The 11,509-nt window shown below is 62.4% G+C and carries 7 protein-coding genes and 1 pseudogene; 7 read left to right on the top strand and 1 reads right to left on the bottom strand.

Annotated elements, in window-relative coordinates; all coding sequences use genetic code 11:
• From CES87_RS31350 to CES87_RS31340, 3 genes and pseudogenes are all read left to right on the top strand, one after another.
• Positions 1-616, top strand: a 616-nt coding sequence (locus CES87_RS31350) for an efflux RND transporter periplasmic adaptor subunit (protein ID WP_128609280.1), incomplete at its 5' end; no start/stop codon positions are given.
• A pseudogene (locus tag CES87_RS31345) lies at positions 617-2,589 on the top strand (MacB family efflux pump subunit). It abuts the gene before it with no gap.
• Positions 2,590-2,596: 7 nt separating this feature from the next.
• A complete protein-coding gene (locus CES87_RS31340) occupies positions 2,597-3,991 on the top strand; it encodes an efflux transporter outer membrane subunit (protein ID WP_128609277.1) in 1,395 nt (464 codons plus the stop codon).
• A 122-nt stretch (positions 3,992-4,113) separates the two neighbouring features.
• On the opposite strand, the gene CES87_RS31335 is transcribed toward CES87_RS31340, so the two are convergent.
• Positions 4,114-5,733, bottom strand: coding sequence for a PvdJ/PvdD/PvdP-like protein (locus CES87_RS31335; protein WP_128609275.1), 1,620 nt, complete (start codon positions 5,731-5,733; stop codon positions 4,114-4,116).
• Positions 5,734-5,966: 233 nt separating this feature from the next.
• On the opposite strand from CES87_RS31335, the gene pvdM reads away from it, so the two are divergent.
• The 4 genes from pvdM (at position 5,967) to CES87_RS31315 (ending at position 11,484) form a co-directional block, all read left to right on the top strand.
• Positions 5,967-7,316 (top strand): pyoverdine-tailoring dipeptidase-like protein PvdM, encoded by a 1,350-nt coding sequence (pvdM, locus tag CES87_RS31330; protein WP_128609273.1) that lies wholly within the window; start codon positions 5,967-5,969, stop codon positions 7,314-7,316.
• Between the two features lie 29 nt (positions 7,317-7,345).
• The gene (locus tag CES87_RS31325) at positions 7,346-8,620 is read left to right on the top strand and encodes an aminotransferase class V-fold PLP-dependent enzyme (RefSeq protein WP_128609272.1); all 1,275 of its coding nucleotides are present in this window, start codon (positions 7,346-7,348) and stop codon (positions 8,618-8,620) included.
• Positions 8,621-8,761: 141 nt separating this feature from the next.
• Positions 8,762-9,622: a formylglycine-generating enzyme family protein gene (locus CES87_RS31320; RefSeq protein ID WP_128609270.1), complete on the top strand. Its 861-nt coding sequence runs from the start codon at positions 8,762-8,764 to the stop codon at positions 9,620-9,622.
• A gap of 212 nt (positions 9,623-9,834) precedes the next feature.
• The gene (locus tag CES87_RS31315) at positions 9,835-11,484 is read left to right on the top strand and encodes a cyclic peptide export ABC transporter (RefSeq protein WP_128609268.1); all 1,650 of its coding nucleotides are present in this window, start codon (positions 9,835-9,837) and stop codon (positions 11,482-11,484) included.
• Positions 11,485-11,509: the final 25 nt, after the last annotated feature.

Below are 11,509 nucleotides of genomic sequence, written 5' to 3'. Positions count from 1 at the left end.
TTACGCGCCGATGTCCGGCACCGTCGTCGCACTCGACGCCCGGGTCGGCCAGACCCTCAACGCCCAGCAGCAGACCCCGCTGATCCTGCGCATCGCCAAACTGTCACCGATGACCGTCTGGGCCGAAGTCTCCGAAGCTGACATCGGCCACGTCAAACCCGGCATGAACGCCTGGTTCACCACCCTCAGCGGCGGCACCCGGCGCTGGAAAAGCAGCGTGCGGCAGATTCTGCCGGTGCCGCCCAAGCCCCTCGACCAGACCAGCCAGGGCGGCGGCAGCCCCGCCAGTTCGAGCAAAAGCGGCAGCGCCCGGGTGGTGCTCTACACCGTATTGCTGGACGTCGACAACGCCGACAATGCGCTGATGGCGGAAATGACCACTCAAGTATTTTTCGTCGCTGACCAAGCGAAAGACGTACTGACCGCCCCGATCGCCGCCCTACAGACTGGCACGCACGCCGATAGCCAAATCGCACAAGTGGTCGCCAAAAACGGCAGCATCGAACAACGCAATGTGCGCACCGGCATCAGCGATCGTCTGCGGGTGCAGATTCTCGATGGCTTGCGCGAAGGCGATCACCTGCTGATCGGCCCGGCCGACGGGAGTGGCGGCTGAATGCAGACGCCCCTGATCGACCTTTCGAACATCCGCAAAGCTTACGGTGGTGGCGACGCCCCTGAAGTTCACGTGTTGCGCGTATCGACCTGTCGATCCATGCCGGGGAGTTCGTGGCGATTGTCGGCGCCTCCGGTTCCGGCAAGTCGACGCTGATGAACATCCTCGGTTGCCTCGACCGCCCGACCTCGGGCGAGTACCGCTTCGCCGGGGAAAACGTCGCCGCCCTCGACAGTGATGAACTGGCCTGGTTGCGCCGCGAAGCCTTCGGATTCGTGTTCCAGGGTTACCACCTGATTCCGTCCGGCTCGGCCCAGGAAAACGTCGAGATGCCGGCGATCTATGCAGGCTTACCCGCCGCCGAACGCCACGCCCGCGCCGCAGCCCTGCTCGACCGTCTCGGTCTGGCGACGCGCACCGGCAACCGTCCGCATCAGCTTTCCGGCGGTCAGCAACAGCGCGTGTCCATCGCCCGCGCCTTGATGAACGGCGGCCACATCATCCTCGCCGACGAACCCACCGGTGCCCTCGACAGTCACAGCGGCAAGGAAGTCATGGCGCTGCTCGATGAACTGGCGGGCCAGGGCCATGTGGTGATCCTCATCACCCACGACCGCGAAGTGGCGGCACGGGCCAAGCGAATCATCGAAATTCGCGATGGCCTGATCATCAGCGACAGCGCCATGGACAACCCTGCCGCGCAACACTCGGCCAACCCCGGCGCCTTGCAAGCGGTGGATCTGCGTAAGCGCCTGAGCGAAGGCGCGCAAGCCACCGGTGCCTGGAAAGGCGAACTGGTCGACGCGGTGCAAGCGGCGTGGCGGGTGATGTGGATCAACAAGTTTCGCACTGCGCTGACCCTGCTCGGGATCATCATCGGTGTGGCTTCGGTGGTGGTGATGCTGGCCGTCGGCGAAGGCAGCAAGCGCCAGGTCATGGCGCAGATGGGCGCGTTCGGCTCCAACATCATTTACCTCAGCGGCTCGGCGCCGAACCCGCGAACGCCGTTGGGCATCATCACCCTGGACGAGGTCAGGGCCGTGGCGAGCCTGCCGCAAGTAATGCGGATCATGCCGGTCAACGGCCAGGAAGCCGGGGTACGGTTCGGCAACCTCGACCATTTGAGCTACGTCGGCGGTAACGACACCAATTTCCCGGCGATCTTCAACTGGCCGGTGGTCGAAGGCAGCTACTTCACCGAGGCTGACGAGCGAAACGCGGCGGCGGTGGCGGTGATCGGGCACAAGGTCCGCACCAAGTTGCTCAAGGACGTGGCCAACCCCATCGGCCAATACATCCTGATCGAAAACGTGCCGTTCCAGGTGGTGGGGGTTCTGGCCGAAAAAGGCGCCAGCTCGGGTGACTCCGACAGCGACGACCGCATCGCCATCCCCTACTCCGCCGCCAGCGTCAGGTTATTCGGCACCCACAACCCCGAATACATCGCGATTGCCGCCGCCGATGCGCGCAAGGTCAAGGAGACCGAGCACGCCATCGAACAACTGATGCTGCGCCTGCACAATGGGAAGAAGGATTTCGAGCTGACCAACAACGCGGCGATGATCCAGGCCCAAGCGCGCACGCAAAATACCCTGTCGCTGATGCTCGGCTCGATTGCGGCGATTTCGCTGCTGGTGGGCGGCATCGGCGTGATGAACATCATGCTCATGACGGTGCGTGAACGGACCCGCGAGATCGGCATCCGCATGGCCACAGGCGCCCGGCAACGGGACATCCTGCGCCAGTTCCTCACCGAAGCGGTGATGCTCTCGGTGGTCGGCGGGTTGGCCGGGATCGCCCTGGCGCTGATCGTCGGCGGTGTGCTGGTCCTCAGCGAAGTGGCTGTCGCGTTCTCCCTGATAGCAATGCTGGGCGCCTTCGGCTGCGCACTGGTTACCGGTGTTGTCTTCGGCTTCATGCCGGCCCGCAAAGCTGCCCGACTCGATCCGGTCACGGCCCTTACCAGTGAATAATCCCTACATGAAGCCGCCACTCAGTCTGCTGACCCTGTGCCTGTTGCTCAGTGCCTGCGCCAGCCCTGCCCAACGCCCGGACAGCGGCATTGCGCCGCCCTCCTCCTGGCAATCAACCCAAGACGAAAGCGCCACCGGCAGCAACCTGCAATGGTGGAATCGATTTGGCAGTCCGCAACTGGAGCGCCTGGTCGAAGAGGCCCGAGTCGGCAGTTACGATCTGGCCGCTGCCATTGCCCGAGTAAGGCAGGCACAGGCCGAAACGGTGGTCGCCGGTGGCTCGCAGTTGCCGGAGGTCAAGGCCGGGTTGAACGCCAACCGGCAGAAGTTGCTGCGCGGCAATGGCTATAGCCAACTGGATGCCGACAGCGATAACAACGCGGTCGACTACTTCACCGCCAACCTCACGGCCAGTTACGAAATCGATTTCTGGGGCGGTCAACGCGCCTCCCGCGACAGTGCGCAGTACGCTTTGCAGGCCAGTGAGTTCGATCAGGCGACCGTGGAACTGACATTGCTCAGTGGCGTGGCCAACGGGTATGCGCAAACTTTGTCACTGCAGGAGCAGAGCCGCATTGCCGAGCTGAATCTGGCGAATGCGCAGAACGTGTTGAAACTGGTGCAAACCCGCTTCGACGCAGGCTCCGCGACAGCCCTGGAGCTGGCCCAGCAGAAAAGCCTGGTGGCGGCGCAACAACGGCAATTGCCGCAGGTGCAGCAGCAGGCCAGGGACGCGCAGATCAGTCTCGCCGCCCTGCTGGGTCGTCCGGTGCAAGAGCTGTCCCTTGGCCAGGAACGCTTCGATCAACTGTCATGGCCCGCCATCGACGCCGGTGTGCCCAGCCAACTGCTCAGCCGGCGCCCGGACATTGCCCGCGCCGAAGCGCAACTGGCCGCCGCCCAGGCCGACGTCAACGTCGCCCGCGCCGCCATGTTGCCGACCGTGACCATCAGCGCGCAAATCGGCTCCGGTGCCGACCGCGCTGGCGACATTATGCGCAGCCCCTTCTACAACCTCACCGCTGGATTGCTCGCACCGGTGTTCAACAATGGACGCCTGGGTGCCGAGCGCGACAACGCCACGGCCCGTCAGGAAGAACTGCTGGAAGCCTATCGCGGCGCGATTATCAACGGTTTCGCCGACGTGGAAAAAGCGCTGAACAGCATTCGTGGACTTGACGAACAGCGGCAGTGGCAAGGTGAGGAATTGCGTCAGGCGCAAACCGCGTTCGACATTGCGCAAAGCCGCTATCAGGCAGGTGCCGAGGATTTGCTGACCGTACTGGAAACGCAGCGCACGCTGTATGCGGCGCAGGATTTGAATGTGCAACTGCGCTTGGCGCGGTTGCAGGCGAGTGTTGCGTTGTACAAGGCGCTTGGGGGTGGGTGGCAAGCTCTGTAAAGGCGGCGCATGAAAGATTGCTATCGCGAGCAGGCTCACTCCTACAATTGACCACGTTCTTCCTGAAGAAATTCGGTCAATTGTAGGAGTGAGCCTGCTCGCGATGAACGATAACGCGGTAATTAAACCTGACCCTGTTTGGCTTTCAAATGCCGCGCGTACCAAGGCCGTTGCGGCACCTTGCGGAACAAATCCTTCAACGTCTTTTCATCCTCGCCAAAGGTAATTCGCAGCGCCAGTTTCATGGTCTCCGGATCCATCTCCACCGACCTGCCCGCCTGCAGCCCCGGTGTGGTACTGCAACCATGGGTGTCCGGCCCCAGCCATGGGTCGTCGACCTCGACCCAACGCCCCGGCGCAAACCACGGCACGCCATTGACTTGCAGCCGACTGACCTCCCCCGGATGAAAGCGCTCATGGGCGCGGAACCAGTCTTCCAGACGATCGTCGATCCAGCCGTGGAAGTGCCAGAACACCGGGTTCACATGGGACGAAAACGGATCGCCGAGGAAGTCGTTTTCCGCCGCGAACCAACGCGCGGAAAAGTCCGCCGGGTCGCGGGCGAACGGTACCGGGTGGCCGTTGGACGGATCACGCGGCACCGAGGCCCAGCGCATGTGCAGCCAGTCGTGCAGGCCCAGTTCCACCTCTGAGCCGAACTGACCCAGGGTCAACTTCGACAAGTAACGCGGGTCGCGGTACTGCGATTCCCAGACCTGGAAATTGCTGTGGTACGTCTCGGCGGTCTTGATGTCGGCCACCCATTTCGAGTACTCGACATCATCGTCGGCCAGCCACGTGGGCGGCAGTGCGGTGCCGTCATGGTTGTCGAAATAATGGGCGAAGCCGATGCGGTCCCGGGCCAGCTCCGGTTGCGGTAGCGGGAATTGCGTCCACGACGGTAAGTCCTGCATCGAGCGCGCCGTGCCGAGCATGTGCCGGTGCATGAAGAAAAAGTCCACGCCCGAGCCGTTACGATCCTTGCGCGCGCCACGGGCATCACGTTCCTTGTCCCGCGGCCCAGGTTGCCAGCCGATACCGCGCAAGGCGCTGCGTTTGTCTTCGGGCAAGGTGTGCCATTTGTCCCGGGACGCATGCCAGAGCTGATGAAATAACCGATGCTCGGCGGACGTCAGCCAGGCCAGCAGCGGCGCATTCAGCCCGGTTCGCTCGCGGGCTTCAGGGAAGACTCGTTTGACGGCAATGAAGCGATTGTCCTGGGCGGTCATCATCAACGGACGATCCAGATTCAACACCCGCCCGCTCAACGAGCCGCTGCCGGCGTTGCCGAAGCCGGCCCAGACTTCGTCCAGTGCCATGCTGAATTCGTAATCGGGGGTGCCGTTGGCGTTGAGCAATCGCCAGCTCAACTGCGCCGGTTTGGCGCCGGCCAGATCACCGAGCACGCGGTAACGTGGCGCAACGCTTGCACGCAAACGCTCGGCCGTGTCGAGAAAACCGATCAGGCCACGACCTTTGTGGCCGATGTCGAGAAACACTTCCAGGTCGTCCTGCGGCAAGCCTTCAAGCCCTGCATCACGACCCTCGAAGCGGATCTGCCAGACCCCGCGCAAGGTATCCGCCAAGCGCTGGCCGGCGACATCCGCGACATCGAACGACGCTTCGCCGGGGGTGATCGTCGGATCCGGCTTCGTCCATTGGCGATGCCCATAAAAAACCGCGGGCACGGCAGCGCTGGTCAGCGCCAGGCCTGCCATGAACCATCGTCGAGAAATCGTCATTGCCCTACCTGTGTCAGCCATGAAGCAGGCTTTATCCAAGCTAGAACGTTTGTTGCGCCGACAAATTTAAAAGCTTCGCTGGCAAGCCAGCTCCTACAGGGATCTCCAGTGCTCACACGATCTCTGTAGGAGCTGGCTTGCCAGCGAAGAGGCCGGCACAAACACTAAATTCCTCCCCCTCCGGCTCGTTCCTCCCAGATAGCCCCCCTTGCGGCGAACTGACTGAGACGGCAATGACAAAACCACGCTCGAAAAAGGCTCTTTTCATCGGCCTGCCGCTGGCCCTGGCGATCAGCGCCGGTGCAGGCTTCGCGGCCTGGGATTACTGGCTCAAGGACAACCCCGGCTACCCGGTCAAGGTGATGAAACAGGCCGATGAGCTGCAAGAACGCCTGCTCTCGTTCGACAGCCACATCACCGTGCCCATGGACTTCGGCACCGCTGGCAATGAAGCCGACAAGGACGGCAGCGGCCAGTTCGACCTGGTCAAGACCGGACGCGGACGCCTGTCCGGCGCAGCCCTGACGATTTTCGGCTGGCCGGAAATCTGGAACGGTGAAAACGCGCCGCACCGCCCCACCGCCGGCTTCGTCGAAGAAGCGCGCTTCGAGCAGGAAACCCGCTACAAAATCATCAGCACGATGGTTCGCGATTTCCCCCATCAGGTCGCCATCGCCTATACCCCCGACGACTTCCGCCGCCTGCACGGCGAAGGCAAGTTCGCGATTTTCATGAGCATGCTCAACGCCTACCCGCTGGGTAACGACCTCAACGCCCTGGATAAATGGGCGGCTCGGGGCATGCGCATGTTCGGCTTCAGTTATGTGGGCAACAACGCCTGGGCCGACTCGTCGCGGCCGTTGCCGTTTTTCAACGACTCCCGGGACGCCCTCGGTGGACTCTCGGAAATTGGTAAACAGGCAGTGCACCGCCTCAACGACCTGGGCGTGATCATCGACGTGTCGCAGATGTCGACCAAGGCCCTGGAGCAAGTCGCCCAACTGAGCCGTACGCCGATGGTGGCGTCGCACTCGGCACCGCGTGGGCTGGTGGATATCCCACGCAACCTCAGCGACAACGAAATGCAGCTGATCAAGAACAGCGACGGCGTGGTGCAGATTGTCGGTTTCCCGACCTATATCCGCCCGCTGAGCCAGGCGACCCAGAACAAGCTCAACGCCCTGCGCGCGCGCTTCGATCTGCAACCGCTGCAAGGGCTGGAGATGGCGCTGATGCCGGGTGATCCGGTGATCACCGTCTGGTCCGAACAGCGTTTCGGCGAGTACGCCAGCCAGCTCTACGCCATCGTCGACGAAGAACCCAAGGCCACCCTCAAGGACTATGGCGACGCGATCGATTATGCGGTGAAGAAAATCGGCATCGACCACGTCGGCATCAGTTCCGACTTCAACGATGGCGGCGGCCTCGATGGCTGGAAGGACGTCAGCGAAGCGCGCAACGTGACCGCCGAACTGATCAGCCGCGGCTACAGCGAAGCCGACATCGCCAAGCTCTGGGGCGGCAATTTCCTGCGCGTCTGGGACCAGGTGCAGCAGTCGTCCAGACCTGTGGCAAAAAACTGACCTCCTCTTTGCACAAGCGAACCGAAGCCATGACCAACCGTCGTTCTTTCCTCAAGCAGGCCGGCATTCTCGCCGCCGGCGTGAGCCTGCCGGCGCTGGCCGGTAATCTGCAACAGCAGCCGCAACCCTTGCCAAAAGGCAAGTGGCCGCAGTTGCGGCTGCTGTTCAATCAGGATCCGGACTACCTGCACTTCGCCAACTTCCTGGTGACCTCGCATCCCACGCCGGTGCGCAACGCCATCGACATGCACCGCGCCAACATCGACCGCAACCCCGGCCGCGCCATGGACTGGGATCTGCAGGAAACCGAAAAACGCGAGCACAACGTGCGGGTCTGGGCCGGTCGTTATCTCAATGCCAATCCTGAGCAGATCGCCCTCACCGGCAGCACCACCGAAGGTCTGGCGATGATTTATGGCGGCATTCATGTGCGCCCGGATCAGGAAATCCTGGTCAGCGAGCACGAGCACTACTCGACCCACTACACCCTGGAATACCGCCAGCAACGCCAAGGCACCCAGGTGCGCAAACTCAAGCTGTTCGAGAACAGCCGCGAGATTTCCGTGGACGAAGTGCTGGACTCGATCAGCAAAGGCATCCGTCCTGAAACCCGCGTGCTGGGCTTGACCTGGGTGCAATCGGGCAGCGGCGTGAAACTGCCGATCGGCGAAATCGGCAAGCTGGTCGAAGAGTTGAACCGCCAGCGCGACGAGAAGGAACGCATCCTTTATGTGGTCGACGGGGTGCACGGTTTCGGCGTCGAGGACCTCGAGTTTCCCGACATGCACTGCGACTTTTTCATCGCCGGCACCCACAAATGGATGTTCGGCCCCCGTGGCACCGGGATCATTTGCGCGCGCTCGGCCGAGGTCAAGGACGTCACGCCGATTATTCCGACCTTCTCCGAAGCCACCACCTTCTCGACCATCATGACCCCCGGCGGCTATCACAGTTTCGAACATCGCTGGGCGGCGGACGAAGCGTTCAAGCTGCACCTGGATCTGGGCAAGGCCGAGGTTCAGGCGCGCATCCATGCGCTCAATACCTACGCCAAGAATCGTTTGCTGGAACAGTCGCGGATCGAACTGGTCACGCCGCAGAGTTCTGAGCTATCCGCCGGTTTCACGTTCTTCCGGGTCAAGGAACAGGACTGCGAAAAGGTCGCCAGCGGGTTGATGCACAACCGCGTGGTCTGCGACGCGGTGGAGCGCGACGCCGGCCCGGTAGTGCGCATCGCCCCCGGCCTGCTCAACAGCGAAAACGAAATCGACCGCTTCATGGCCCTGCTCAACAAAACCGCATAACGCCGCTGCCATCTGTAGGAGCGAGCCTGCTCGCGATGAACGCCAGAACACCGCGGAAAGCCAGGTACCCCGCGTTTTCGTTGGCGTCCATCGCGAGCAGGCTCGCTCCTACAGGGTTCGTTTTTTCAATCGAGATGACTCATGACCCGTAATCCGCTAACTCTCGCCTTGTCCGCTCTCGCAGCCGCACTGCTATGTGCAGCGGCACAAGCCGCCACTCCGCCCCCCGGCAAGGTGTTCAAGGACTGCCGGGGCTGCCCGGAAATGCTCGTGCTGCCCGCCGGCACCTTCAGCATGGGCACCCCGGACGACGAAGTCGGTCGCGAGCCCGATGAAGGGCCGATGCATGACGTGACCTTCGCCAAGCCGTTCGCCATGAGTCGCTTCCAGGTCACTGCCGGCGAATGGGACAGCTATGTGAAAGAGAGCGGCGTGGTCATCGCCAACGGCGATACCCGACCGGGTCGCGAGTGTGTCGCCAGCAAGCCGCGTTACCCGCAGAGCCCGCGCCAACCGGGGGTGTGCATGAACTTCGACGACGTGAAAAACTACGTCGCCTGGCTGTCGAAGAAGACCGGGCACAAGTACCACATGGTCAGCGAGGCCCAACGCGAATACGCCGCCCGTGGCGGCAGCAAAGGCCCGTTCCCCTTCCCGTTCGACGAAGGCAAGGAATACAGCATCGCCAAACACGCCAACACCTACGGCCCGGCGGACGGCTACAGTTACAGCTCGCCGGTGGGCAGCTACCCGCCGAACGCCTTCGGCATGTACGACATGCACGGCAACGTTTACGAATGGGTCGAAGATTGCGAACACCCCAACTACATCGGCGCCCCCACCGATGGCAGTGCCTGGCTCGAACCCAACTGCGAAGCCGTGCGCATTCGCGGCAACGACTGGGGCGAAGCACCGGTGTTCTCTCGCTCCGGCAACCGCAATAGCCAGTACCCGCAGGAACGTGGCGACTGGATGGGCTTTCGCGTAGTACGCGATCTCTAATCCCACACACCACCCCCTGTAGGAGCGAGCCTGCTCGCGATGGTCTCAAGAACGCCGCGGGGCATCAGATACCCAGCGTTATCGTTGTCGACCATCGCGAGCAGGCTCGCTCCTACAGGGGTCTGTGTCCGCCAGTCGCCCACCCGTTAAATTACGCCCTCCATCAGACGTTCTACTGGGTATCTGCCTTACGACCCAAGGAACTGTCTTCCATGACCCAGCCCACCCGAGGCGCCATCGGCGAATTGTTCGCCCTGTTGAAACCCTTTCGACTCATCGTCGCCGCGTCTATTTTCCTGGGCATGGTCGGCGGCCTGAGCGTCACGGTGCTGCTGGCGACCATCAACAATGCCCTGCATTCCGAAAGCGGCCTGACCCAAGGCGTGGTCGCGCTGTTCGCCGGGCTGTGTCTGCTGGCGCTGGCCAGTTCGATCTGCTCCGACATCGGCACCAACTACGTCGGCCAGCACATCATCGCCAGGCTGCGTAAACAGTTGGGCGAGAAAGTGCTGTCGGCACCCATCGAACAGATCGAACGCTATCGCAGCCATCGCTTGATCCCGGTGCTGACCCACGACGTCGACACCATCAGCGACTTCGCCTTCGCCTTCGCGCCGCTGGCGATTTCCGTCACCGTGACCCTCGGCTGCATGGGCTACCTGGCGATTCTGTCGTGGCCGATGTTCCTGATCATGGTGGCCGCAATCCTGATCGGCACCGCCATCCAGGCCTACGCCCAGAGCAAGGGCGTGCAGGGTTTCATGGCCGCCCGCGACGCCGAAGACGAATTGCAAAAGCACTACAACGCGATTGCCGAAGGCGCCAAGGAACTGCGCATTCACCGGCCACGCCGCCAGCGCATGTTCGTCTCGGGTATCAAGGCCACCGCCGAATTCATCTGCAATACCCAGGTGCGCTCGATCAACACCTTCGTCATCGCCAAGACCTTCGGCTCAATGCTGTTCTTCGTGGTCATCGGCCTGGCCCTCGCGCTGCAAACCTTCTGGCCGAGCGCCGACAAAACCGTCATGAGCGGCTTCGTGCTGGTGCTGCTGTACATGAAAGGCCCGCTGGAACATTTGATCAGCACCTTGCCGATTGTCAGCCGCGCGCAGATTGCCTTCCGCCGCATCGCCGAACTGTCCGAGCAATTCTCTACGCCTGAAGCGCATCTGCTGCTCAGCGATCAGGTCAACGTCAAACCGGTCGTGCACGAACTGCAACTGGCGGATGTGCGCTACGCCTTCCCGTCGGTCGACGGTGCCGCGCCGTTCCAGTTGGGGCCGGTCAATCTGTCGATCAAGCAGGGCGATATCACTTTCATTGTCGGCGAGAACGGTTGCGGCAAGACCACGCTGATCAAGTTGCTGCTGGGCCTGTACACGCCGCAACAGGGGCAGATCCGCGTCAACGGCCAGACGATCGATGCGCAGAACCGCGACGACTATCGCCAGTTGTTCACCACCATCTTCGCCGACTATTACCTGTTCGACGACGTGGTCCAGGGCGACATGCAGATCCCGGAAGACGCCAACAAATACCTGCAACGCCTGGAGATCGCACACAAAGTCAGCGTCGAGGACGGCAACTTCACCACCACCGATCTCTCCACCGGCCAGCGTAAACGCCTGGCGCTGGTCAACGCCTGGCTGGAAGAACGCCCGGTGCTGGTGTTCGACGAATGGGCCGCCGACCAGGACCCGACCTTCCGCCGGATCTTCTACACCGAGCTGCTGCCGGACCTCAAACGCCTGGGCAAGACCATCATCGTGATCTCCCACGATGACCGTTATTTCGATGTGGCGGATCAGTTGGTGCGTATGGACAGCGGCCGGGTCGTGACCGAGCTGACCCCCGCCTGATCACCGGAGGGAACCTGTAGGAGCC

The sequence above is a fragment of the Pseudomonas sp. ERMR1:02 genome (assembly GCF_002277815.1).
In the GTDB taxonomy this organism is placed as follows: Bacteria; Pseudomonadota; Gammaproteobacteria; order Pseudomonadales; family Pseudomonadaceae; genus Aquipseudomonas.
This window is presented reverse-complemented; position numbering and strand designations above follow the sequence as displayed.